A 24,377-nucleotide genomic window follows, 5' to 3' on the forward strand; every position below is an offset into this window, starting at 1 on the left:
TGATGAAAAGGTCAACCTCTTTTTTAGCCAAGTGAGCAAATAACAGGGTGTGTCTCCGATGTAGGTGCGGGAATAACTCTTGTTTACGAGCGGATTGTATAAACTGAAGAGTGAGGCGGCTTAAAATGTTGAAAATTAGTTAAACAAAAAAGCCGCGTCAGGGGGTATTCCTGAGCGGCTATCAATGCAGTTTAGCAATAGAGCTTTATTTTTATTGGTTTTAAAGGTGTTTTTATTCTTCTTAGCGCAGCAAATTTATAGCAAGCTTTTACCCTTGTTGCAAACAGTTTAATCGGGTGTTTTTAATCTGGTTTGTAATGTGTTGAAGTAAAAGGGTTTTAATTTTATGCCGTTCGAATAAAAAGTGACCGGTTCAGGGGGAGAGGATTAATCCAGATCATACTGGTGGGAATTTGCGTGCTGTTTCAATAGTGACGTATTGAAGTTAATGATACAATCTGAGCAATTTTTACAGCATTGGAATGAAATTACGCTATGAGCGAGTTGAAAAATGATCGTTACCTGCGCGCGTTGATGAAACAACCCGTAGATGTTACGCCCGTTTGGATGATGCGTCAGGCAGGCCGCTATCTTCCTGAGTATCGCGCGACCCGTGCGCAGGCCGGAGATTTTATGAGCCTGTGTAAAAACGCAGAGTTGGCGTGTGAAGTCACCCTTCAGCCGTTGCGTCGTTACCCGCTTGATGCGGCGATCTTATTCAGCGATATCCTGACGATCCCGGATGCAATGGGTCTGGGCTTGTATTTTGAAACCGGTGAAGGACCTAAGTTTGAGCGTCCAATCAGCTCGCTGAGTGATGTACAAAAGCTGCCTAAGCTGGATCCGACCGATGAGCTGGGTTATGTGATGAATGCTGTGAGCACCATTCGCCGTGAATTGAAAGGTGAAGTGCCACTGATCGGATTCTCTGGTTCACCCTGGACACTGGCGACTTACATGATTGAAGGCGGCAGCAGCAAGACCTTCGGCAAGATCAAGAAGATGGCCTTCGCTGAGCCTAAGACTTTGCACTTGTTACTGGATAAAGTGGCAGACTCAGTTATTGATTACCTGAATGCCCAAGTGAAAGCCGGTGCTCAGTCGCTGATGATTTTTGACTCATGGGGTGGCGTACTGAGCCCGCGTGATTACAAAGAATTTTCGTTGCAATATATGCACAAGATCGTTGATGGTCTGATCCGTGAAAATGATGGCCGTAAAGTGCCGGTCACACTCTTCACCAAAAATGGCGGCCAGTGGATTGAAGCCATTGCGGCAACGGGTTGTGACGCGGTTGGTCTGGACTGGACGATTGATATTGCGGATGCCAGACGTCGTGTTGGTGATAAAGTCGCTTTGCAGGGCAATATGGATCCGTCTATGTTGCATGGTACGCCAGAGCGTATTCGCGAAGAAGTACAGCACATTCTGTCTGGCTATGGTCAGGGGTCGGGGCATGTGTTCAACCTGGGGCATGGTATTACTCCAGATGTTGACCCGGAAAATGCCGGCGTGTTTATTAATGCAGTGCATGAGTTTAGCCGTCAGTACCATCAGGATTAACTGATAGCTTGATGTAATTAATAAAAAACCCGGCTGTTGCCGGGTTTTTTTATGAAAAGGATACCGTGATGACCGATTAGTCCTGACTTTCAAAAGCGCGACGCATAAAACCTGGGGTTGCCAGTGCGCCTTTGTGTACGCCGGTGTTGTAATACTCAGTTTCAAAGCTGGCCTGCTCGGCATCTTGCTCACGGAAGCCGTTAAACGCTTCCCCTTTACGTGCCAGTGTCGCCGACCACAAGCCGCTCGGGTAGATAGGCTGTGGGAAAGGCAGCGTTTGCAAGTCCACAAACCCCACGTCCAGCATTGCCTGACGCATGGCTTTGAGCAGGTTCATGTGCATCAGAGGAGACTCACTTTGCTGCACTAAAATACCGCCCGGGCGCAATGCTTTGAGGCAGCTGGTATAAAATGCATGGTTGAACAGGCCTTCGCCTGGGCCTACTGGATCGGTGCCATCCACAATGACCACATCGACTGATTCTGGTGCAGCATCGTGCATATACTTGATGCCATCGTCAAACATGACGGTTGCACGCGGGTCGTCATTCGAGGCACAGAGCTCTGGAAAATATTTTAGCGACATTTGCGTAACGACTTCGTCAATGTCGATTTGGGTCACGGTTTCTACATCCGGATGCTTAAGTACTTCGCGCAGTGTGCCACAATCACCACCACCGATGATCACAACATTTTTAGGGGCTGGGTGAGAAAACAAAGCCGGGTGGCTCATCATTTCATGATAGAAAAAGTTCTCCCGGGTGCTGACCATAGTACAGCCGTCAATGATCATCAGATTGCCAAAATCTGTGGTCTCATACATTTCAACATTCTGAAATGGCGACTGGATCTCGTCCAGTTTACGAGTGACGCGTAAAGAAAACGCGCTACCATCACGGTCGCTGATCTCAGTAAACCAGCGGTTTGCTTCTAAATTTGACATTGTTGCCTTCATGCAGATGTAATTTTCAGAGATTTTGCCAGCGCTTTCGCCCCAGCTCAATCTATTTTAGCGTATAAACACCGACTCGGTTAGGGACAAAATACCGCAGGTTGGCTCAGGTTGCCTGCACGACAGATAAATCATGCCTGGTTTTGCAGATGGGGTGGCAAAAGATTGTCACATCTTGGCCTTAAGTATTAAAATATGCGATCTGTAAAGCTAGTTAATTGAGATTGCCATGACCTGGGGTTTGCAAACCGCACGAGCCACTTATAATGTTACGCACTGGAGTGAAGGGTATTTTGACATCAATGATCAGGGGGAGTTAGTCGCCTATCCCGATGGTGATCGCGCAAAGCCGGCCATTTCTCTGGTTGAATTAACCGAGCGCTTTAAAGAGCAAGGCTTGACCTTGCCGGTGCTGGTGCGTTTTACCGATATTCTAAATAGTCGCGTTGAAACCATGACACAGGCTTTTTCACATGCGACAGCTGCAAAATCCTATCAGGGGCAGTATACCTGTGTTTACCCCATCAAAGTGAATCAACAGCGCTCTGTGGTGAGCAAATTACTGGCACACCCGAGTGGCTTGGTTGGACTGGAAGCGGGCTCTAAGCCCGAGCTTATGGCGATTTTAGGGATTGCCAAAGACCCCATCACCATAGTGTGTAATGGCTACAAAGACAGCGAGTTTTTGCGTTTGGCGATGATAGGCCAGGCCATGGGACATAAAGTGCACATCGTTATTGAGAAGCTGTCTGAGCTGGATACTTTGCTTAAGGAGATCTCCGTGTTGGGCATTGAGCCTACCATAGGTATTCGTATCCGTCTGAACTCCATTGGCAAAGGGAAATGGCAAAACACCGGCGGTGAAAAAGGCAAATTTGGTCTGACAGCCAGTCAGGTACTGAGTGTGGTAGACAAGCTAACCGCTCAGGGCAAACTGCATCTGATGCAGCTGGTGCATTTTCATATTGGCTCGCAGATCGCCAACATCCGTGATATTCAACGCGCACTGCGTGAATGCGCCCGTCATTATGCAGAGCTGTCACAGTTGGGTGTACCACTAAAAACAGTAGATGTAGGTGGTGGCCTGGGGGTAGATTACGAAGGTTCAGGCTCTCGCAGTGCGTGCTCAATGAACTACACAGTGGCTGAATACGCCCGTAATGTGGTAGGGGCTTTTGCCGAAGTAGCTGAGCAGCATGGTCTGCGTCACCCCGATATTATTACTGAATCTGGCCGGGCACTGACGGCACACCATGCTGTACTGATCACCGACGTGATTGATGTAGAGCAAGCGCCTTTTCAGACCACGCCGAGCGCCCCAACGTCCTCTGCACACCATATCCAGCAGGAGTTATGGTTGTCACTGCAACGACTGACACCCAGGCTCGCAATAGAAACCTATCATGATGCGATGCATCTGTTTGGTGATGGTCATGATCAATATGTCCATGGTCTGATAGACATGCAGCAGTGGGCGCAAATTGAGCAACTTTATTTTACCACCCTGCAACGAGTCCGAGAGTGCCTGAATGTGCATTCGCGTTCGCACCGTGAGGTGTTGGATGAGCTCAATGAAAAGCTGGCCGATAAGTTGTTTGTGAATTTCTCGCTATTCCAGTCTCTGCCAGATGTTTGGGGGATCCAGCAACTGTTTCCGGTGATGCCTATTGCGTCACTGGATCAGCCGTTGACTCAGCGTGCGGTGATCCAGGATATCACGTGTGATTCAGATGGGCAGATCCGAGAATATGTAGAAGGTGCAGGGATTGAGTCCAGCTTGCCTATTCCGCCTTATCAGCCGGGTGAGCAATATCATATTGCGATGTTCATGGTGGGCGCCTATCAGGAAATTCTTGGCGATTTACATAACCTGTTTGGCGATACGGATTCGGTTCATGTTGAACTCACTCAGACAGGGTATGAGTTGAGCAATGCCATTAAAGGTGACAGCGTTGAGGACGTGCTGAGGTTTGTTCATTATGACAAAGCGGCGCTGGCGGAAAACTTTACCACGCAAATCTCCGCTCTTGAGGTTGATGAAGCAACGAAAGCCGATTACCTGACCCAGTTACACGCCGGACTTAGCGGCTATACCTATTTTGAAGATTGAGCTTGAATCGATCCGCAAGTCAGCGCGGGCTGCCTAGCGATGCTTGGCAGCCAAGGCCTCGGTATGATGTAATAGGGCCAGTTCGTTATTCTAATCATATGGTCTGAGTGCACTGTCATACGGACCATCATCAGTCGTAGTAAAGGAACATTGCATGTCGCTAATCCGCCAGGTGCTGGGGTTATTGTTATACGCCATTAATACACTGGTTTGGTTTATCCCCATTTTTCTGATGGGCGTGATCAAACTATTACCTATTGCGCCACTGCAAAAAGTGGCCAGTCGCATCGCCAAAGGGTGCGCCAGTTTATGGGTTGCCGGTAATAATCTTAACCAGTCTGTTATTTCACCGTATCGTCTTAATGTGTCAATGCCAGAGACGATGAAAGCCAAAGACTGGTACCTGGTGATTGCCAATCACCAGAGCTGGGTTGATATATTGATCTTGCAGCGGGTATTACATCGTAAGATCCCTTTTCTGAACTTTTTTCTGAAAAAAGAATTACTGTATGTACCTGTACTTGGGTTGGCCTGGTGGGCCCTGGATTTCCCGTTTATGAAGCGCACCAGTAAAAGTCAGTTGAAGAAAAACCCTAAGCTGCGAGGCAAAGACGTTGAAACGACCCGAAAGGCGTGTGAGAAATTTAAAACCATGCCCGTAAGTATTGTGAACTTTGTGGAAGGGACGCGTTTTACCGAACAGAAACACGCGCAGCAGCGCAGTCCATTCCAGCATTTGCTAAAACCGAAAGCCGGCGGGATTGCGTTTGTGATGCAGGCAATGGGAGAGCAGATCAATCAGGTGGTGAATGTTACCATTCATTATCCGCAGGGGACCCCCAGTTTTATGGACTTTGTCGCGGGTCGCGTTGGCGAGGTCAATGTACAGGTTGAGCTGATGCCAGTGAGTGCAGATCTGATTGGCGACTACAGCAATGACAGCGAGTTCAGGGTACGCTTCCAAAGCGAATTGAATCGGCTGTGGGGGCAAAAAGATCAAGAGTTAGTCGACTTAGTTGCGCGCCATGGCAGTCCTCAGGTGTCCGCCGAACATCACGAAAAGTCGCAGCAGTCCTGATAAAAAGCGGGTGAAGGAGGTGGCATGTTGAGAAAGTTTTTACCAGCCTGGTTAGCCGGGGGAACTGCAACGATGATACTACTGGCGAATACGCTATTGTGGGGTATCATCGTGTTTGCGCTGGGGTTGGTGAAGTGCGTTTTGCCACTACGTGGTGTTTCAGACATCCTACATTGGGCTTATAAAGGCTGGTGTCGGGGCAACCGTTTCGGGCTCCAGCTGGGCTGTCCTGATATCACCCTGAGTATACCCGATCACATGAGCAATCAGGCCTGGTATTTACTGGTTGCGAACCATATCAGCTGGTTGGATATTGTGGTGCTGAGTGCGCTCGACCGGTTACCTGCTCCGAAATTTTTTCTTAAAGACGAGCTCAAATACGTGCCTCTGATTGGCACCGGTGCATGGGCACTGGGCATGCCTTTTATGAAACGGGCAAGCAAGGCGAAAATTGCCAAAAACCCCAAGCTCAAAGGCATGGATGTTGAGCGAACCCGACACAGTTGTCGCCATTTTCGACAGCACCCGACAACGGTCATCAACTTTGTGGAAGGTACGCGCTTTACTGCGCAAAAGCATCTACGTCAGGGAGAGGCTTTTCATTATTTGCTTAAGCCCAAAGCCGGTGGTGTTGCGTTTGCCTTGGAGGTGTTGGCACAGCAACTGGACGGCCTGCTCGATGCCACCGTGATTTATCAAAGCCCGGATCAGCATATTTGCCGGAGCTTTATGTGCGGTAAGTTGCAACGTATTGAGGTGCGGATCCAGTTGTTGTCTATGACAACCGTACCTCAAGGGAACTATCAGACAGACAAACAATATCGGATTGCTTTTCAGGCTTATCTCAACCAGTTGTGGCTCAACAAAGATGCACAGCTGATAGCGTACTGGGAGCAGCAGCAAGCCCGAGGGGCTGTGTGTGGCGAAGAGGTGAAACAGCTATGAAGGTGACACACCTTAGTGAAGCACTCACGCCCTGGCTTGGTGCAACGTCGCACAGTGGGCTGTTGATATGGAGTACCAACTTACTGGCGCTGGTGATATTGCTGCTGGTATTTTGGTTGATCCGCCAATGGCTCTTGCCACGGGTACAGCAGTTTCTGGGTGCCTACTCCAATTCAAAAATCGGCTTTTTGGCACCTCAGCTAAGTAAATTCAGCGGTCGCTTTTCAATGGTGGTGTGTACGCTATTGTTTATCGCGTTCAAAGAAGCCTTGTTTCTGGCGCCACAAGGTTTATTCAATGTATTGAGTGTGGTGTCTCAGGGGCTCCTAATCATCAGTATTGGTTTTTTGCTAAGTAGCCTGGTCAACATTGTGAACGCGATTTATGAGCAACAGCCTTTCGCTAAAAGTGTGCCGATTCAGAGCTTAGTGCAGGTTAGCAAATTACTGATTTTTATTGTTTGTGCCATTTTGGTGATCAGCCTGGCCATCGATAAATCGCCAACCTATATTTTGTCTGGATTTGGTGCCATCGCTGCGGTCACGCTGTTGGTGTTTAAGGACACCATTCTTGGGCTGGTGGCCAGTATTCAAATTGCAGCCAACCGCTTGCTGGCAACGGGTGACTGGATCCAGGTGGATGCATTTGGTGCGGACGGTGAGGTCATTGAGGTTGGCCTGAATACAGTGCGCGTACGTAACTGGGATAACACGGTCACAACTATTCCAACCTATAAAATTATCTCGACTCGTTTAAAAACTGGCGCGCCATGCAAGAGTCCAGTGGGCGACGGATCAAGCGCGCAATCTACCTTGATTTTGATTCTATTCGCTTACTAAGTCAGGATGAGCTGACTGCGCTTGGTCAGGCGTTACCTGAGGTTGCTGCGCTGATACAAGATACTACTGCGCAGCGGTGGAGCAATGTCTCTGTGTTTCGTCGTTATGCCGAAACCTACCTGAAGGCACATCCTCAGGTAAATTCGGATTGTCTTTGTATGGTACGAGAGCTGGCACCGACACAATATGGTCTGCCGGTAGAATTATATTGTTTCAGCAGGGACAAACGCTGGGTGCAGTATGAGCATTTACAGGCTGATGTGCTGGACCACGTCTTGACGGTGATGCCATATTTTGGGCTGCGACCGTACCAGGTTATTTCAAGTCATCAAAACGAAATAAATCACAAAAAACCAGAGTAAGCTGCAAATCCTTGTGTTATCTTAACGATTCAGACTTTATCTTTTTATGACATATTTGTGACATGGAGACGAGTTAGGTTGCTGAATTGCCCAAGAGGTAGGTAGTGCAATGAAGTATTTTGTAGCAATCATGCTGGTGATGAGCTTGTGTTCAACAAAACAGGCCTTGGCAGACCATGAACAAATTCTGGTAGCGATCGACCACGCTCCCCCTTACAGTGCCCTGGATGATAAGGGTAACGCACGAGGGTTAATTCTCGATATTCTTAATTACATTAAACACCACAGTGATGAAGACATCGCTGTCAAAGCCGTTCCTTGTCCTTTTTCTCGTTGTATTCGAATGCTGGCACAGGGGGAAGTCGATGTGATGGGTGGACTGATCAGAACGCCAGATCGTGAACGTCAAATGGCATTTGTGACGCCTCCTTATATGGCTTTATCTTCTTCCTTTGTTTTTTACAGTCATCAACATAGTCAGATTGAAGTACGTCGCTATGAAGATCTCATTGGTAAGCGGATTGCAGTGATGCGCGGTGCAGCGTTTTTCCCTCGTTTTGATCAGGACAGTCGTCTCGATAAGGTTGAAGTACCTTCTGAACGTACTGCTGTAGATTTGGTGCTAAAAGGTCGGGTTGATCTCGTGATTGCAGTAGAGGATACGGCTGATCTGGCCATGAATGTGCTTGCTCAGCCCGCGCACCAGCTAAGAAAAATGGACTATCGTCATACTCAGGTGATTTATGGGCACATGGCGATGAGTCGTGCGTTTGCACAAAGCCATGTGGGGCGCGAGTTCACTGAACATATGCAGCGAATGGCAAAAAACAAAATCCTGGACAAGTTGGTTGCGCCTTATCAATTGCCAGCTATCCCGCCTCAGCTGTTATCAGAAGAGACGGGGAGTACACCAAAAAATACCTTTTAACGTGCGGTATGCGGCTCCTTCATGAAGCTGTAACTGAATGCCAGCACCAGCTGCGCGATGTCGTCATAAGCCTGAGCACTGGTGTCGTTCCCTGAATCTGCATTGGTCAGCAGCACAAAACCGCGCTGATGGCGCATATCTCCATATATCTGGGTGAGTACACCCGGATCTTCCCCGCTGTGGTAGATTTTGTCGCCATCGAGCCCCCAGAAGAAACCTCGCTCTACCGAGATACTCGGGACATTGGTTTGTGGGCTCAACATGGCTGCTATGGCACGTGCTGGGATGCGCTGTTCTCCATTGAGTTTGCCCTGTTGCATGGTGGCAATTAGAAAATTGCCCAGATCGTGTGCGGTAGAAATCGCACTGCCTTCACTGTAGGTGATGTTGCCATTATCAGGCAAAGGGAGCAGCTGTTGCGTGTCTGGGTGGTGAATGTAGCGGTGCACCACAGATGTTGTTGGTTGTGCAATGCCCCATTCACTACGCTGCATCGCCAGTGGGGTGAAGACATATTCCTGGGTTAACTCCGACAGGGTTTGTCCACTTGCCTGCTCTGTGACATAAGCTGCCAGTGCAGCACCGATATTGGAGTATACGGCGGCTTCATTATTGCGCAGACCAAAGCGACTGACAAAATTGTCAGTGTGATAGTGGCTGCCGGATTGTGTCAGGTAAGCGGCGAAGAAACGGTCGAGGTTGGTGTTTGCAGGTTCTTCACACACAGACTGCTGGCTGAAGCGATTGTACAAACTGCTACCGTCGGCATGCACAAAGTAATTACAGCGATAGACTGCCTCGACGTCCATGATGCCGCTGGTGTGGGTGATCAACTGCCGTAACGTAATGGGCTGAGCTAGTGGTACGCCAAAGTCGATAGAGAAATTCAGGTAATGCTCCACAGGCGCATCGAGATCAACCTGTTGTTGCTCAACGGCCTGGGCCAGGGTCGCCCCCAGCAGTGTTTTACTCACCGAACCCAGATAGAAGCGGCTATGTACGTTAACTTCCGTGCCCTGTTCATCCACATTGCCAAACCCCTGCTGATAGACCGACTGGCCGTCGTGAATAATATTAACGGCCACGGCGGGAATATTCCCCTGTTGCTGAAGCGCCCTGAGCTGACGTTCAAATTCTCTAATGGTGAGTTGAGGTTTGGGGTCTTTACCCAGTAAAGTCAGTGCATGATCATAACTTTCAAACCGACCGCTTTCGAGTGCATGCATGGAAAATGCAGGTACTGCGATATCAGGCTGGATACCGCGTTGTTCATATAAATTACCCTGTGCATCCCGGTAGACTTCATTTGAGAGCGATATTTGCCAGCCATTGGGTAAGGTGAAAAAGCGTTTATCCGACAAGGCGCCAGATGTTTCTTCTCCGAGCAAGGTTACGTGTGGCAGATGCATCATGGCCATAGCCAGAATTTCGCCAGCGTTGATGGTCAGTTGGCTGGTGAGCAAATAAATGGGCTTGGTATACGCATCGGGGTGAGTTTGCAAAGACTGGCTGAGCAATACGCCCTGGCCTGCCTGGTTCAGAGCCTGTTTATTAAATGCCAGGCGTTTGCTGGTATTGAAGCGAGAGGCAATAGCCAGAGCTATGGCATCATCGCCGCCAGTGTTGTTGCGAATGTCCAGGATCACTCCCTCAGTATCGGCCAGCTCTGCCATAATGCCATCAATCAGCACATTAGCTGCGTCGAGATGCTCAGTTTCATCCGCCTCTGCGTCGCTACTGAAGTGCGCGAGGTTATTGATCACCAGTACACCAATGTTGTTTTTGGTCTTACCCCATAGCAGGGTTTTTTCCTCTTGCTCAGCCGGAAAGCTGCCCATACTGCCAGGCTCCAGATATTGCTGAGTAACTTGCAGTGAGTCCAGAACCAGCTCTGAAAAGACCTGTTCATCGGTCAGTTGCATGTTATAGCGTAGGTAGTAACTGGCTGTGCCCCGCGCTGCGCGCAAAATAGGCGCATCTTTCATCACAAAATAGGGGCGGCCAGGAGTTCTGGCAACCGACACATGACCATCGGCAAGGGGGGCAATCATTTCTGTTAACGCCTCAAATAAATCATCGTCAGACATCGCATCATGGATTCGTGGGCGGTAATGGTTGTATTGCGCCTGCCAGTCCATGTCGCGCAGCGCAAAAAAGGCGTAATAATCGTTAAACGCATGCCAGAAGTATTCAAACACCTCCGTAGGGCTGGCTTGTGTATCAACGGATAAGGGCGACTGACAGGCATCGGGGAGTGACGCCTGTGGATCATAGATATGCGGATAGACTTCGCCCGCATAAGTCAGTTGCAGCTGTCCCGTGTTCCTGAGCTTAGCCTGGGTTACCTCAGGAGCAGAGCTCAGTGGCAGGGTACGTTGTGCCACTTTGATACAGGCATGAGTGTTAAATTCATAACGTTGCATGCGATCTGCGCGGATATCGAGTATTTCACCATAGGCGGTTTTCTGCCAGACCCCCGGGTGCTTTTGTAATGCCCCGCGATGATCCTTGCTGTCGCCGCAGCCACTGAGCACGGCGCTGACAATCAATCCTGAGGTGAGCAGAGAAAAGCCTTTGAACATGACTGTGTCCTTAACTGAATAACCCAAATGTGTTGTTGTAGTGTGGCCAGTGTAGGGGCTGAGGGGTGCCGGCGCTGTAAGCGAGTTGCGCCAAAGGGTCAGAAAATGTACCCGGCCATTGACATTTTTAAACAGAGGGTAACGCCGACTCTGGCTACACTGGAGGAGAACTAAACTGATCGTATGAGGTTGAAGTGATGCAACGAACTGCTGCGAAGTATTTCGCCATGAGCGAAGAAGTGTGGGCGCGCCATGCCAACCCCTGGAGTGTCTGGAGTCGTTATTCTTGTTTGCCTTTGTTGATTGCGTGTCTGTGGTGGCGCGACTGGCTGGAGGTGGCTTTTTGGCCGCTGCTGGTAGGACTGTTACTTTGGGTGTGGTTGAACCCTAGGTGTTTCAGTAAACCCAGAGACACCCATAATTGGGCGTCACAAGCCGTATTGGGAGAGCAGATCTTAATTTATCAGTTGGAGCGAGTGCCACTGGTGCATTATCAGGTGATTAAAATCATCATGGCGCTGCTAACACTGAGTACCCTGGTATGTGGTATTGGCCTGTGGTTTCAGGAAGCCATCAGTACCAGCGTCGGCGCACTGGGGGTGATCCTGAGCAAGACCTGGTTTCTTGATCGTATGGTCTGGCTGTATCAGAGTGTGGCCCGCACAGATGCCGAAATAGCGGCGCGTCAGGCAAAGACCTGACACACCTCATCGACTTACAGGTGATCACGCTGACATTCTGGTAGCCAATGCGGGTGAGTTGCTCTGCCGCAAACACCGCCCGGCCGCCAGCGGCACAGTGCAAGTACAGAGGTCGACCTGGATCTTTCTCGACAGAGGGTAACTGAAACTCCAGCACGCCACGGGGAATATTCATTGCCCCCGGGGCAGCTTTTTCCTGATGCTCCTGAGGCTCTCGCACGTCAATCAATAAGCCCTGATTGGTGGCCATTTCTGCTTTGGCCTGTTGCGCGCTGATACAGCGCTGATTGGGCCTGACGGTTTTTAAAATGTCCTGTGGGGATGTCAGCATCCGTTAATTCTCCATTCCAAGTTTTTTGAGTAAGGTCATCATTGGACACCAGCCTGTAAAGGCGGATTGGATCAGGTTTAATGCGATAAACACACTCAACCACACCCAGCGCGGATCCATAAACCAGGTAAGTAACAATGACAGTATCAACATACTGCCGGCGATCAATCTGATAGCGGCTTCCAGTCTCATAAGTGTACCTCCCAACTTCAAGTATATGGCAAGATTTAACATTAGCAAGATCTAATATTAGAAATTTCTAATGTTATGTTCTATACTCGCCACATCATTGAGGTGGGGAAAAGTATGGATTTACACGCAATGGCCGACAGCGCCGCACAGGCTGAAGCATTACTTAAGATGCTCGCGAATCGGAATCGGTTGATGATCTTATGCAGTTTGCAAAGTACAGAACTCAGTGTCGGTGAGTTGAATGAGCGGGTTCCACTGGCTCAATCTGCACTGTCTCAGCACCTGGCTGCAATGCGGAAAACTGGGGTCGTTGCTTCACGACGCGCTGGTGCTACTGTGTATTACCGCATTGCGGATGACAAGGTGCTGGTGATCTTGCAGCAGCTTTATCAGCTCTTCTGTGCCGACAAGGATACACCATGAATGGCACTGTGGGCTTTACTGAGCGAGCGATACGCCAGAGTCTGACTGGTCGCTTGCCTGCGCTGTTTTTCTTCTTTGCTATGGTGCTGGGTGTACTGGCTTTACAGTTCATGCCGCGGGAGGAAGAGCCTCAGATAGTGGTGCCGATGTTAGATATTCATGTCACGGTGCCCAATACCGCCGCACCCGAAGTAGTGCGTCTTGTCACCACGCCGCTTGAGAAGCTGCTGCTGCAAATTCCGGGTGTAGAACATGTTTATTCGATCACCAACAGTGGCTCCGCCGTGGTTACACTGCGATTTCATGTTGGAGAGAGTCGTGAGCAGGCCATCCTAAATACCTACACGAAACTGTATGCCAATGAGCACCAGATGGCCACTGTGGTCAGCGACTGGCAGATCCGGCCCATCGAAGTCGACGATGTGCCGATTGTTATGCTGGGCTTATATAGTACCGCACCTCAACAATACAACGATTATGACTTAACCCGATTTGCTCAGGAGATCTCAACGCAGCTGCAGCGGTTACCCGACACCAGCGAGGTCAAGGTGGTGGCTGGACGACAGCGCCAGCTGAATGTCTGGCTGGATGCCACGGCATTAGCGGCACACCAGAGCACGCCGCTGGACGTGTTAACCGCGATTCAAAACAGCAATCAGTTGCAACAGGTTGGCAAGCGCATCGCGGGCAGCAAGCAGGTTGTACTTGAGTCTGGCGACGTGTTGCGCACTGCCGCGGCGTTGCGCGCGTTAGTGATCACTGTGGTCAACGGGCGCGCCGTGAAACTCAAAGATGTCGCGCGCATTGAAGATGGGCCGGGTGAGCCCGAACAGTACCAGTGGCTGGCGATCAGTGATAGCAGCCAGGATCTGCCACTGGTGACCCTCAGTGTAGCTAAGCAAAAAGGCAGCAATGCGGTATCCGTTGCTGAGCAGGTTCACGCGCTGATGGGCCAGCTGCAAACTCAGCTATTGCCACCGGAAGTCGAGATTAAGGTATTGCGCGACTACGGCCAGACAGCCGATGAAAAGGTCAATGATTTGATGGCTAGCCTGCTCTTTGCGGTGCTGACTGTGGTGATCTTTGTCGGTGTCTTTCTTGGCTGGCGACCGGCGATTGTGGTCGGGCTGGCGATCCCCGTGTGTTACGGGGTGACGCTGGCGCTGGACTGGGCGTTTGGTTACACCATTAACCGGGTGACCCTGTTTGCCCTGATCCTCTCGCTGGGTCTGTTGGTGGACGATCCTATCACGGGCATCGACAACATCAGCCGAATACTGGTGCCCGGTAAACCGCGTCAGCAGCAGGTTGTGAGCGCGATGATGGAGATCCGCACCGCGTTACTGATGTCGACATTGACCATTATGATGGCGTTTCTACCGCTTGCTTACATCACCGGGATGATGGGTCCTTACATGGCCCCTATGGCCTTTAATGTGCCCGTGAGTGTGATTGTGTCAACCGGGGTGGCTTTGTTTATTACGCCCTGGCTGGCGAGCCGCCTGTTGAGCGCCAAACCATCATCAGTAGTGAGCGTGGATAATGGCTGGTATGCGGCATTACTCACGCCTTTGCTGCGCTCGCCACGCAAGGCTAAAGGGGTGTTGTGGGTGATGTTAGTGCTGTTTGTGTTGAGTGCCAGTTTACCTGTGTTTCGGGCTGTCCCACTCAAGCTGATACCTTATGACAATAAAAATGAAGTTCAGGTGCTGATTGATTTACCGGAGGGCAGCACATTGGAAGCCACCGCGCGTATCACGCGCGCAGTGCAGCAACGCGTTTGGCAAATGAATGAGGTGAGTGCGATTGCCGCCTATGTGGGCCAGCCTTCCAGTATGGATTTCAACGGTATGGTGCGGGGATATTATCGTCGTCACAGTGACAACCTGGCGGAGCTACGGGTGGTGTTACTAGACAAGCGTGAGCGCGCACACCAGTCTCATGCTGTGGTGTTGCGGCTGCGCAAAGCGTTGGCGGAGTTTAATCGTGATGGCACGGTGATCAAAGTGGTGGAAGTGCCGCCGGGTCCCCCTGTTATGAGCACACTAACTGCCGAGGTTTATGCTGATCCCTTTATTGCCACGGATACGCACCGCGATGCAGCGCTGAGGCTGGCGGCACGCTTGCGCCAGGAGCCTCATGTGGCGGAAGTTGATACCTCTTTGTCCGCCCCGGTTACATTACAGCGATTTGTGACTGATAAACAAAAAGCGGCGCTCTCCGGAGTGAGCAGCATAGAAATAAACCATACTCTGGCGTTGGTCAGTGGTGGCATGCAGGCCGGATTGTTATATCAGCCTCGTGAGGCTCAGCCGGTGCCGGTCACGTTACAGCTGGCTTATTCGGACCGTCAGCATTGGTCGGACTTACTCGCAACTCAGATCCGTGGCAGCAGCGACGTGACTCAGGCGCAAGATAATTTTGGTCTTAGCCGGGCAGCCCGACCTATGGTGGCCTTATCTGAAGTCGGAGATATGCAGACTTTGGTGGCAGAGCCTGCGATTTACCGAAAGGATTTGGCGCCAGTCATTTATGTTTTTGCGGAATTAAATGGCCGCACACCTGCTGAGGTAATAGCTGATGTGGTAGCTGATGAGCAACAAGCGGGTGTTCCTGTGCAGAACGAAACACACATGACACCCTGGCAGCAACGCACTTTTCTCAGCAGTGGTAGCGGTTTATCCTGGCAGCTACCTGAGGGCACACAGTATCGTTTCAGCGGTGAAGGAGAGTGGCGCATCACCATCCGAGTGTTTCGGGATATGGGTATTGCCTTTGCTTTTGCGCTGGCGGCTATTTTCTTGATTTTACGTTGGCAGACCGCTTCCAGTGCGGTGGCACTGATCATCATGTCTGCCATTCCTTTAACCATGATAGGGATTATGCCCGGCTTTTGGGTGCTTAATCAGTTGGGTGAACGCACCATTGCTGGGTCACCCGATCCTGTCCTGTTTACCGCCACCGCGATGATCGGCATGATTGCACTGGCCGGTATTGTGGTGAGAAACTCACTGATCCTGGTGGAGTTTATTACCCAGGCCCGACAGGCAGGCATGCCACTGGAGGCTGCTTTGATCCGTGCCGGCAGTGTGCGTATGCGGCCCGTATTACTGACTGCGGGGACCACTTTGCTGGGCAATCTGGTGATCATTTTGGATCCTGTATTCAGTGGCCTGGCGCTGGCAATCATGTTTGGCATTGTTGCCTCAACCCTGTTTTCTTTACTGGTTGTGCCGGTTGTCTATTATCTGGTGTTCAAAACGCCCGACGAAGACAATACACCAGCCCCGATTTCTGATGATTTGGAGACTGCGCATGTCTGATATTCGATGGGTACGTCCGTTGCTGGCGATCGCCTTATTGCTGTTGGCGGTTGCCTGGATGGCTGGATTATTTAACGACACTGTGACACCCGGAGATAAGACCCTGGATAACAGGCCACTCCCTCAGTTGTATGAGGTGGAGCAGCAACTGGTTTATGACGTAGAGCAGATCCCCGGGAGTGTGATTGCCAAACACAATACGGTTGTCGCCAGCCGTGTGCTGGCACAGCTCAAAAGTCTGACGGTGCGTTCTGGTGATACGATCCTGGCAGGTCAGTTGATTGCCACACTGGATGATGCCGATCTGCGAGCACAATTACGTGCAGTTAAAGCGGAGCAACAGGCTAATCTGGCACAGCTAAGCCAGGCACAAAAACAGCTTGAGCGTGCTCTGACCTTGCAGCAAAAAGGTTTGGTAGCGCATAACCAGGTCGATGAATGGCAGACTCAGGTCAATGAGCTGTCAGCTAGAAAAGCCGCCCTGGTGCAACAGCAGGCTGGGGCAGAGGTGGCCTTAGGCTATACTCAGGTCAGGGCACCTATCTCAGGGACACTGGTAGCGCGTCTGCAAGAGCCCGGTGCAATGCTTAACCCGGGCACGCCGCTAGTCTCTATTTACAATCCGGCACAGTTGCAGGTTGAGGTGTCTGTACGGGAGCGGTTGTTGCCGGAGCTGGCGGTGGGGGAGCGTTATCAGATCAGTATCCCGGCCGCGGAAGCCACGCAATATGCCACCATCAGCGAGCTGGTGCCAGTCGCAGATCGCGATGCGCGCAGTTTTACCGTAAAGCTGGATATGCAGTGGATGCAAGGGGTGATACCGGGCATGTATGCTGTATTGAAACTGCCTGGTAACGGACGTCAGGCGATATTGATCCCAACATCATTGGTACAGCATTATGGTCAGCTCAGCAAAGTCGCTGTGTTACATAACGGGCAGGTGCAGAGTCGCTTTATTCGTCTCGGCAGAGAGTATGGTGAGCAGGTTGAAGTCATCAGTGGTTTGCGTGCCGGTGAACACCTGGTGACGGGATCACCGACAGCGTTAACAACGACTACAGAAAAGTCGCAATCTCCTCAAGCGGCTTTTTAACCAGGGCGTGCTCCGGAACGGTTGCGTCTTCTGCTGGATAACCGGCGATCAGTAACATATAGGGTCGCTCGTTTTCTTTATCTCGCTGACAGATCTCGGTCAGGAAGCTCATGGGCTTTGGTGTATGGGTCAGGGTCGCCAGTCCAGCATGGTGCAGCGCCTGGATCAAAAAGCCAGTCGCAATCCCAACGGATTCATGGACATAGTAGTTGGTATTTTTATCTTCGGTGTGGATACCCCCTTTTTTCTGGCTAAAGATGGCGATTAACCAGGGAGCATGCTCCAGATAAGGCTTATCTGCATCGGTGCCTAACGGTTTTAAAGCATCAAGCCATTCTTCGCCAGCACGGCCTTCATAGAAAGCCTGTTCTTGCTGCTCTGCCGCTGCACGGATCTGTTGCTTTACGTCCTGACTGTGAATGGCCACAAAATGCCAGGGCTGATGGTTAGCGCCACTGGGCGCTGAGCCAGCCGTTTTGATGCAGGCTTCGATGATCTCTTTGGGCACCGGACGGTCGCTAAAGCTGCGGATAGTGTGGCGGCGTTTTGCTTCATCCAGAAATGCCGTGGCGCGGCTGAGCATTTCTTCCTGTGGGTACTCAATAAAATCGTTGAGAGGCACGTTCGCATGTTGTTTCATGATTTACCTTTGTCTTTTTTGTTTATATTTTGTTATATCCTGACTGTCTATCCCTTGCAACCAGCAGGCAATTCAGGGGGCTGAGCAATGTAAAGCTAACTGTGAGCTGACGGCAATTTTACTTTACCTTTAATGGCTAGAGTAAAAAGGCGACTGTTATTCTTATTGGTTATATTGAACATCAACCGTCAGGACTCTGTCGCTCGGTCAGGATCCGTTATAATAGTGACCCATTTCTGAACGGAGGTCATTATGTATCAGCACTTATGGGAATCAGGTGACGCAGTCGCTCTGGAGGTTGGTAAAGCGGTATGTGTGGGTCGCAATTACGTGGCACATGCCAAAGAGCTAAACAACCCAATACCCGATAACCCCCTGCTTTTTATCAAACCAGCCTCGGCATTTTGCCATTTTCAGTCGCCACTGGTACTCAATACCACGCTGGGTGAGCACCATTATGAAGCTGAGCTCGTACTGCTGGTGGGAGAGACCATAGATAATCACACCCGTGAGCCGTTGCAACATATCTGTGGGATTGCGACCGGGCTGGACCTGACACTCAGGGAGTTACAGAGCAAATTAAAACAACAGGGGCACCCTTGGGAGTGTGCCAAGGCGTTTGATAACAGTTGCAGTGTCACCCCATTCAGAGCCGTAAATGGCCTGGATGAAAACAGTGTGCTGCACTATCGGTTTTGGCAAAATGACGCGCTTAAGCAGCACGGAGACAGCAGCTTGATGATTTTTTCACTGACGAGCTTGCTGACTGAGATCAGCCGATATTTTACCCTGAACCCGGGTGATATCGTTATGACTGGCACCCCACAGGGGGTGGGGGCATTAAACGAAGGCGACACCCTGGCGTTACAGCTCCAGGATGCCCCTCTGTATAGCGCGACGGTTACTGTCAGGCGTTAAGGTCCGCGGAAGCGGGTTCAGCCTCTGGCTCTGTTACTGCAGGCGGGTCTTGCTGGTTGAGCGATGGGCTGAACAGCAGCACGATGCCCAGTAGCGACAAGGCGCCAAGCAGTAACCAGCTCACCGGCAGCGAAACCAGATTCAGTAAAGCGCCTGTCAGTGCGGCACCCAGCATGCCACCCATGCGGGTCGTTAGTGAGCCCAGTGATTCTATAGTAGCTCGCACACTGTCGTCGCACAGTTGATGCTGCAGCTGTAATTGTGCCGGCTGGGTCAGGCCAAAGCACAGGAAGAACAGCAGTAACGCTGCCACAAACCAACTGAGATCAGGTGCCAGTGCCATGGCAACCAAAGCCACCAGCTTAAGTAAGTGGGCAACAGCCATTGCCTGCCCCAGCTTTTGATTGAGCAGTGTACACAGCTTAGCACTGAGTACCGCGGCGACACCGTTCAGAGCAAAGGTTGCAGCCATGACGGCTGGAAATAACCAGGCCACTGAATCCATATCGACTTGCTCCAGCTGGTGAACAAAGATTGGCCAGAATTTTTCAATACTGGCGCTGACCGGGATCACGATTACCAGCGCAATGAGCAGTTTAGCCAGTGCTGGTTGACGCACTGTGCTGAGAGTGGTGCCAACATGTTGGCTCAGTGCCTGTTTAAAGCGCTGCTGAGCCGGAGATTTGACCTCTTTGACCCAGTGAAAGGTCAGCGGCAGCAGCAAGATAAAGCCGATGCTCGACACCACAAAGATCAGCTGATACATCTGCAAGGTCGACAGCGCAAGGTGATCGCCAAACGCCAGAAACAAAGCGGAGAGCACCGCGGAGGAGGCACCAATCCCATACGCCAGGCCATAGGTCGCGGCGAACCCCTGATTCAGGGTTTGTTCGCCTTCTGCTTCATGAAAGCGCTCCACAAACCAGGCGTTGAGTGTCCCACTCAGGGTGGCCTGGTTAAGCCCCCAGCAACTGACAGCAATCAGTAAAGTCACAAAATCCGTGGCGACCAACAGTAACAGGTTGGTCAGTAAAGCAAATATCAATGAACAGCAAAATAGTCGGCGACGGCCAAAATGATCGGCCAGCGCCCCACTGGGTACTTCACAGATGATGATCACGGCACTCATGACGACCATGGCAATGGCTATCTGGCTGACCACAAAGCCCTGCGCGAGCAGGTAAGGGGTCAGGATCGGCAGCAGCAACATGGCAGCAAACATGGTCAGACCGAGATGAATACCGTAACGCTTACACAATTGTTGTTTGGTCATGCGCGTCGCTCCTGGACCAGGTGAGATTGTGCTGAAGACAACACTTGATTGAAGCGTGTGGCAATGCAATTCAGATCTTCTTCATCGGTCATTATTTCATCATGGGCGCTGTGCAAGTCAATGTACTCGGCCTGGGGCAGCAAGGTTGCAAAGCCATTGTCGGGTAACGCAAAAGTGGCTTTATATACCGTCGCGACATCAAACACCGGTTCGAACAGGCCTAACGCCTCTGTTGGCATTGCTTCATCGTTGACCCGATCGGCGGTAAAAAAGCTCACCGGGTAGGCGTAAGGGTGGGCAGTCCGGAAGTGACGTACAAAGTCCACAAAAGCACGACCGATTGGCCAGGTTTCCAGGCTTGGGTCACTGTCCTGTACGCGTTGCTCTGCGTCGGCCAGTTGGGTTGCGCTCAGTTGCGGCAGGATGGGGTCAATCAGGAAGCTGTGTGCTACCTCATGACCCATAGACTCCAGATGTCTGGCAACTTCAAGGCTCAGGGCTGCGCCTTCACAGAAACCACCCAGGTAGTAGGGTCCCTCGCTTTGATGCGCAACAATGCGCTCGGCATAATAACGCACCAGGCTCAGTTGGTTGAGGTGGCGACCGGTGAATATTTTCACGTTCTCCAGCGCATGTACCTCAAACTGCGTGCTTAATTTTTCCACCAGGGGATTAAAGCTATCTGCACTGGCCGCTGCGGGGAACAGATGCACAATGGCCGCATCTGCTATTTCTGCGGGGCGGATTAGCCCGGGTTCGAAATGTGGCAACGTTAACACGGCCTGTAGCGCCTCATCATCACTCATGCCGTTGAACAGATCTCGATTTTGCTGCTCCAGCAGTGCCGCCTGGGTGCGAATGGTGTTGTGCTCTATCAAGAGTTTAGGCGTCAGCTGCCAACCTTCTTTGCTTGCTGCACTGCAAAAGTGCAACAGTCGAATAGAGTCAGCGCCATAATGCATCACAGGTTGCGTGACACACATGCTGTCGATGCCCAGCAGGGATTGCCACAGTGCTAAGAGTTTTCTCTCTGTTGCACTCTCAGGTTCTATCACGGTATCCGACACCCGTTGCGGCTCAGGTAATCGGCGCTTGTCGAGTTTCCCGCTGGTGGTCAGTGGCAGCTGCTCGATGGCGCTTAAGGTATGTGGCTGCATATAGTCGGGCAGCCGCTGATTGAGTGTATCGCGTAGTGTATCAAGCTGAGTGTTGATGTCACCTGCCTCTGCCAGCACCACATAGCCATCAAGCTGGCTGTGGCCTTGGTGTTTGCGTACCACTAAGGCACAATTGCTGACCTCGGGGAGGGCATTGAGATGTTGTTCGATTTCTCCCAGTTCAACGCGGTGACCGCGGATCTTGACCTGCTCATCATTGCGGCCAAGATAAGCCAGTGTGCCATCTGGTTGCCAGTAAACCAGATCTCCGCTTCGGTAATAAGACTGAGGTTGACCAAACACTTTGAGCGTGACGAATTTTTCAGCACTGAGTGTATCGCGATTCAAATACCCCAGCGCGAGGCCTGCGCCGCCAATGTACAATTCGCCGGGACAGCCCAGCGGCAGCAGCTGGCCATATTGACCAATGACGGCAACGGCCCGGCCCTGGATGGGTTTGCCTATGGGGATACGGGTATCCTGACCAGTGATCTCATGACTGGTTGTACAACTGGAGCATTCCGTCGGGCCATAGAGGTTATAAAAGTGTTTAGGTGCGTACTGTGAATTGACCAGCTGATTAACCAGCTCCGGGGTCAGTGCTTCCCCGCCCGACAGCAGATGCTCCAAAGAGGCAAACAGTGTGGGGTCTTGCTGGAACAGGGTGTCGAATAATGCCCGGGTCAGGAACAAGGTTGAGATCTGCTCTTCACACAACATCTTTTTGAACTCAGTGATCTGACTGAGTAAGTCGCTGTAACCGCAATAGAGGGTTGCACCATTGAGTAAACACATCCAGGTCTCAATGGTCGTGGCATCAAAAGCGGGATTGGCCAGCTGCATCATGCGTGATTGAGACGTGATTTTGATGTACTGACAATCAGCCGTGAAAGACGTGCAGCCATAATGCGTCAGTAAGGCGCCTTTTGGTTTGCCGGTTGTCCCTGAGGTATAGATGATATTGGCCGGGCTGTGTGGGGTCGTTTCACATTGCACGGGCTCAGTACTCAAAGATGTATTACCCAGGATGTCATCGACATTAAGCAGTGGCAATTGCGCAGAGTCAGCTAGGATCCCGGCTTCTTCAATTAAACTGTTTTGCGTCAGTAGCAGCTCTGCCTGACTGTCTTCAAGCTGATAGGCCCGTCGTGGCAGCGGGTCTTTATACGGCAAAGTGGTGTACGCTGCACCAGCCTTAAGGGTCGCCAGCATGGCGATGACTAACGGAGCATTTCCGGGCAAATGTAGTGCAACTACCTGAACGCCCGGGGCAAATGCCTGGATTTGGGCTGCCAGACGATTGGTTTCCTGATCTAGCTGCTGATAGGTCCAGTGTCGTTCGGCGCTTTGCAGGGCGATGTGTTGCGGGTATTTGGCAGCGATGTGCGCAAATCGTTCCGTGATAGTCAGGAGAGGCGGGAAGGCGTCAGAATGACCACTGAACAGGTGTTGTACGTCTAAATCTGACTGGCTAAGTAGCGGTAAGCTAAATAGCGTATCGCGTTCTGTCTCCATACTCTGTGCATAGGCGGTTAAGATCTGGGTATAGAGTGCAGCGATACGCTGGGCATGCTCTTTACTATATAGTGCGCTGGCATAGTTGAGGTTGACCTGAGCTTGATCAGGGGCCAGTTCCAGATGCATAGTCAGGTCAAACTTAGCGGTTACATGTGCATTTGTGTCGGTCAAATGCTGTTGCCACAACGCATGTTCAGTGGCGTGCTGAAACTGACTGGAGGTAAACATGGTCTGAAATACCGGGTGACGACTGGTGTCCATGGTCACATCCAGTGCAGATTTAATTTCCTCAAAAGGTAAATCCTGATGCGCCTTTGCTTCATTCACCTGACGTTGTACCAACGCCAGCCAGTCGGCCAGCGTGTGGCTCAGCTCAGTTTGAAGGCGGATTGGCAAAGAGTTTACAAAGTAACCCAGGATCTGCTGACAAGCCTGATTAGGGCGGTTGTCGCTGGGTAACCCTATGGTCAGATCCTGCTGGCCGCTGTATAAGCTCAGGGTATGGAACCAGGCTGCCAGTCCCAGCGTATTGGTGCTGATCTTGTGACGTTTTGCCAGGGCCTGAAGTTGTTCGCTGCTGCCATCAGGCAGGGTCAGCGTGGCATTTGCCCCAGTGTGGTCAAACACTTTAGGTCTGGTGTAGGCGCAGGGCAAATGTAAGGCAGAATGGGCATCAAGTTGCGTTAACCAGTAGTCTTTCAGTGTTGCAATACGCTGTGCACTCAGACGTTGTGCCTGCCAGTGAGCGTAATCATTAAACTGTAATGCGGGGGCAAGTGCCGTACCCTGATAACTGGCCTGCAGTTCAGTTAAGAACACACCCAAAGACCAGCCATCAAAGGCAATATGGTGCCATAGCAGATAAAGATAATTGTGTGACTCTGTACTCAACCAGGTGCCACGAAACGGGCGTTCCTCACTTAATGCAAAGGGTCGGGTAAATAGCTGCTGGCAGGTTTCATCCAGTGTGGCCTCATCGCAGTCTAGCTGTGTCAGCACAAAAGGGGTATCACAACACTGTTGCTGTATCTGACCCTGTGCACTGGAGACAAAGCAGACACTGAGTGCACTGTGTCGTTGACACAGACGCTGCAACGCTTGTTCCATTGCGTCTCTATCGCAGTCTTTGGAAAGCTTCAATAAGCAGGGAATATGATAGGTATGGGTCTGCTCGCTGACTTGCTGAGAAAACATCATTTGTGTCTGTCCCAGCGTCAGCGGCGCAGCGTTGCTTTCGGCTGCAAAGATCTGTGTTTGCTCAAAGCACAGCCTGCTGTTGATGTTATGGCGTTGCAAATAGTCCAACAGCTGGGTTTTATGAGCGCGGATTGTCGCCACTATGTCCGACTGGCTTACATCACTCTGGCTGGCAAGTTTTAGCTTACCTTGGTCTTGCCAGACACTGATCTGTTGGCTTTTCAGGGTGTACATTAACTGGTGCATGGAGAA

The 24,377-nt window shown here is 51.1% G+C and carries 18 protein-coding genes and 1 pseudogene; 12 read left to right on the top strand and 7 right to left on the bottom strand.

Going from position 1 to position 24,377, the window contains the following annotated elements; genetic code table 11:
* Window positions 1-495: 495 nt before the first annotated feature.
* Window positions 496-1,563: a uroporphyrinogen decarboxylase gene (gene hemE / locus IY568_RS20240; protein ID WP_010386986.1), complete on the top strand. Its 1,068-nt coding sequence runs from the start codon at window positions 496-498 to the stop codon at window positions 1,561-1,563.
* A gap of 76 nt (window positions 1,564-1,639) precedes the next feature.
* Here hemE and speE read toward each other — a convergent pair whose 3' ends face one another.
* Window positions 1,640-2,506 carry a polyamine aminopropyltransferase gene (speE, locus tag IY568_RS20245; RefSeq protein WP_194868511.1) on the bottom strand — a complete coding sequence of 289 codons (867 nt, stop codon included), beginning with the start codon at window positions 2,504-2,506 and terminating at the stop codon, window positions 1,640-1,642.
* 238 nt (window positions 2,507-2,744) lie between these two features.
* Here speE and speA point away from each other — a divergent pair, with 238 nt between their 5' ends.
* The 6 genes from speA (at window position 2,745) to IY568_RS20270 (ending at window position 8,777) form a co-directional block, all read left to right on the top strand.
* Window positions 2,745-4,625 carry a biosynthetic arginine decarboxylase gene (gene speA, locus IY568_RS20250; RefSeq protein WP_194868512.1) on the top strand — a complete coding sequence of 627 codons (1,881 nt, stop codon included), beginning with the start codon at window positions 2,745-2,747 and terminating at the stop codon, window positions 4,623-4,625.
* Window positions 4,626-4,779: 154 nt separating this feature from the next.
* Window positions 4,780-5,703, top strand: a complete 924-nt coding sequence (locus IY568_RS20255) for an acyltransferase (protein WP_194868513.1) — start codon at window positions 4,780-4,782, stop codon at window positions 5,701-5,703.
* A 24-nt stretch (window positions 5,704-5,727) separates the two neighbouring features.
* A complete protein-coding gene (locus IY568_RS20260; protein WP_194868514.1) occupies window positions 5,728-6,648 on the top strand; it encodes an acetyltransferase in 921 nt (306 codons plus the stop codon).
* Window positions 6,645-7,487 (top strand): mechanosensitive ion channel family protein, encoded by an 843-nt coding sequence (locus tag IY568_RS25350; protein ID WP_323744765.1) that lies wholly within the window; start codon window positions 6,645-6,647, stop codon window positions 7,485-7,487. The genes IY568_RS20260 and IY568_RS25350 overlap by 4 nt, the downstream gene beginning before the upstream one ends.
* Window positions 7,418-7,849 (top strand): hypothetical protein, encoded by a 432-nt coding sequence (locus tag IY568_RS25355; RefSeq protein WP_323744766.1) that lies wholly within the window; start codon window positions 7,418-7,420, stop codon window positions 7,847-7,849. Before IY568_RS25350 ends, IY568_RS25355 begins: the two co-directional genes overlap by 70 nt.
* A gap of 109 nt (window positions 7,850-7,958) precedes the next feature.
* Window positions 7,959-8,777: a substrate-binding periplasmic protein gene (locus tag IY568_RS20270; RefSeq protein ID WP_125564328.1), complete on the top strand. Its 819-nt coding sequence runs from the start codon at window positions 7,959-7,961 to the stop codon at window positions 8,775-8,777.
* Here the strand turns inward: IY568_RS20270 and IY568_RS20275 are convergent.
* Window positions 8,774-11,359: a serine hydrolase gene (locus IY568_RS20275; RefSeq protein WP_194868515.1), complete on the bottom strand. Its 2,586-nt coding sequence runs from the start codon at window positions 11,357-11,359 to the stop codon at window positions 8,774-8,776. The genes IY568_RS20270 and IY568_RS20275 overlap by 4 nt on opposite strands.
* A 197-nt stretch (window positions 11,360-11,556) precedes the next feature.
* On the opposite strand from IY568_RS20275, the gene IY568_RS24910 reads away from it, so the two are divergent.
* Entirely contained in the window at window positions 11,557-12,060 is a 504-nt protein-coding gene (locus tag IY568_RS24910; protein WP_228553479.1) for a DUF6653 family protein, read from the top strand.
* On the opposite strand, the pseudogene IY568_RS25360 reads toward IY568_RS24910, so the two are convergent.
* Together IY568_RS25360 and IY568_RS20285 are read right to left on the bottom strand one after the other, a co-directional pair.
* Window positions 12,045-12,391 (bottom strand): annotated as a pseudogene (locus tag IY568_RS25360) (rhodanese-like domain-containing protein). The gene IY568_RS24910 and the pseudogene IY568_RS25360 overlap by 16 nt on opposite strands.
* A 3-nt stretch (window positions 12,392-12,394) precedes the next feature.
* Window positions 12,395-12,583, bottom strand: a complete 189-nt coding sequence (locus IY568_RS20285) for a DUF2892 domain-containing protein (RefSeq protein ID WP_010386970.1) — start codon at window positions 12,581-12,583, stop codon at window positions 12,395-12,397.
* Window positions 12,584-12,697: 114 nt separating this feature from the next.
* Here IY568_RS20285 and IY568_RS20290 point away from each other — a divergent pair, with 114 nt between their 5' ends.
* From IY568_RS20290 to IY568_RS20300, 3 genes are read left to right on the top strand one after another with little or no spacing between them, the layout of a single operon-like run.
* Window positions 12,698-13,006: an ArsR/SmtB family transcription factor gene (locus IY568_RS20290; RefSeq protein ID WP_010386968.1), complete on the top strand. Its 309-nt coding sequence runs from the start codon at window positions 12,698-12,700 to the stop codon at window positions 13,004-13,006.
* Window positions 13,003-16,329 carry an efflux RND transporter permease subunit gene (locus tag IY568_RS20295; RefSeq protein WP_194868517.1) on the top strand — a complete coding sequence of 1,109 codons (3,327 nt, stop codon included), beginning with the start codon at window positions 13,003-13,005 and terminating at the stop codon, window positions 16,327-16,329. The genes IY568_RS20290 and IY568_RS20295 overlap by 4 nt, the downstream gene beginning before the upstream one ends.
* The gene (locus IY568_RS20300; RefSeq protein ID WP_194868518.1) at window positions 16,322-17,422 is read left to right on the top strand and encodes an efflux RND transporter periplasmic adaptor subunit; all 1,101 of its coding nucleotides are present in this window, start codon (window positions 16,322-16,324) and stop codon (window positions 17,420-17,422) included. The genes IY568_RS20295 and IY568_RS20300 overlap by 8 nt, the downstream gene beginning before the upstream one ends.
* Here the strand turns inward: IY568_RS20300 and IY568_RS20305 are convergent.
* Window positions 17,385-18,062, bottom strand: a complete 678-nt coding sequence (locus IY568_RS20305; protein WP_010386962.1) for a nitroreductase family protein — start codon at window positions 18,060-18,062, stop codon at window positions 17,385-17,387. The genes IY568_RS20300 and IY568_RS20305 overlap by 38 nt on opposite strands.
* A gap of 252 nt (window positions 18,063-18,314) precedes the next feature.
* On the opposite strand from IY568_RS20305, the gene IY568_RS20310 reads away from it, so the two are divergent.
* Window positions 18,315-18,980: a fumarylacetoacetate hydrolase family protein gene (locus tag IY568_RS20310; RefSeq protein ID WP_125564340.1), complete on the top strand. Its 666-nt coding sequence runs from the start codon at window positions 18,315-18,317 to the stop codon at window positions 18,978-18,980.
* Here the strand turns inward: IY568_RS20310 and IY568_RS20315 are convergent.
* Both IY568_RS20315 and IY568_RS20320 read right to left on the bottom strand, forming a co-directional pair.
* Window positions 18,970-20,253 (bottom strand): MFS transporter, encoded by a 1,284-nt coding sequence (locus IY568_RS20315; RefSeq protein ID WP_125564342.1) that lies wholly within the window; start codon window positions 20,251-20,253, stop codon window positions 18,970-18,972. The two genes, IY568_RS20310 and IY568_RS20315, sit on opposite strands and share 11 nt — an antisense overlap.
* Entirely contained in the window at window positions 20,250-24,371 is a 4,122-nt protein-coding gene (locus tag IY568_RS20320; protein WP_194868519.1) for a non-ribosomal peptide synthetase, read from the bottom strand. Before IY568_RS20320 ends, IY568_RS20315 begins: the two co-directional genes overlap by 4 nt.
* Between the last annotated feature and the right edge of the window lie 6 nt (window positions 24,372-24,377).

The organism is Pseudoalteromonas sp. PPB1 (assembly GCF_015356275.1).
Lineage (GTDB): Bacteria > Pseudomonadota > Gammaproteobacteria > Enterobacterales > Alteromonadaceae > Pseudoalteromonas > Pseudoalteromonas rubra_D.

Coding starts and splice junctions, on each gene's coding strand:
- hemE (WP_010386986.1), top strand. CDS start 496: ATGAGCGAGTTGAAAAATGATCGTTACCTGCGCGCGTTGATGAAACAA.
- speE (WP_194868511.1), bottom strand. CDS start 2,506: ATGTCAAATTTAGAAGCAAACCGCTGGTTTACTGAGATCAGCGACCGT.
- speA (WP_194868512.1), top strand. CDS start 2,745: ATGACCTGGGGTTTGCAAACCGCACGAGCCACTTATAATGTTACGCAC.
- IY568_RS20255 (WP_194868513.1), top strand. CDS start 4,780: ATGTCGCTAATCCGCCAGGTGCTGGGGTTATTGTTATACGCCATTAAT.
- IY568_RS20260 (WP_194868514.1), top strand. CDS start 5,728: ATGTTGAGAAAGTTTTTACCAGCCTGGTTAGCCGGGGGAACTGCAACG.
- IY568_RS25350 (WP_323744765.1), top strand. CDS start 6,645: ATGAAGGTGACACACCTTAGTGAAGCACTCACGCCCTGGCTTGGTGCA.
- IY568_RS25355 (WP_323744766.1), top strand. CDS start 7,418: ATGCAAGAGTCCAGTGGGCGACGGATCAAGCGCGCAATCTACCTTGAT.
- IY568_RS20270 (WP_125564328.1), top strand. CDS start 7,959: ATGAAGTATTTTGTAGCAATCATGCTGGTGATGAGCTTGTGTTCAACA.
- IY568_RS20275 (WP_194868515.1), bottom strand. CDS start 11,359: ATGTTCAAAGGCTTTTCTCTGCTCACCTCAGGATTGATTGTCAGCGCC.
- IY568_RS24910 (WP_228553479.1), top strand. CDS start 11,557: ATGCAACGAACTGCTGCGAAGTATTTCGCCATGAGCGAAGAAGTGTGG.
- IY568_RS20285 (WP_010386970.1), bottom strand. CDS start 12,583: ATGAGACTGGAAGCCGCTATCAGATTGATCGCCGGCAGTATGTTGATA.
- IY568_RS20290 (WP_010386968.1), top strand. CDS start 12,698: ATGGATTTACACGCAATGGCCGACAGCGCCGCACAGGCTGAAGCATTA.
- IY568_RS20295 (WP_194868517.1), top strand. CDS start 13,003: ATGAATGGCACTGTGGGCTTTACTGAGCGAGCGATACGCCAGAGTCTG.
- IY568_RS20300 (WP_194868518.1), top strand. CDS start 16,322: ATGTCTGATATTCGATGGGTACGTCCGTTGCTGGCGATCGCCTTATTG.
- IY568_RS20305 (WP_010386962.1), bottom strand. CDS start 18,062: ATGAAACAACATGCGAACGTGCCTCTCAACGATTTTATTGAGTACCCA.
- IY568_RS20310 (WP_125564340.1), top strand. CDS start 18,315: ATGTATCAGCACTTATGGGAATCAGGTGACGCAGTCGCTCTGGAGGTT.
- IY568_RS20315 (WP_125564342.1), bottom strand. CDS start 20,253: ATGACCAAACAACAATTGTGTAAGCGTTACGGTATTCATCTCGGTCTG.
- IY568_RS20320 (WP_194868519.1), bottom strand. CDS start 24,371: ATGCACCAGTTAATGTACACCCTGAAAAGCCAACAGATCAGTGTCTGG.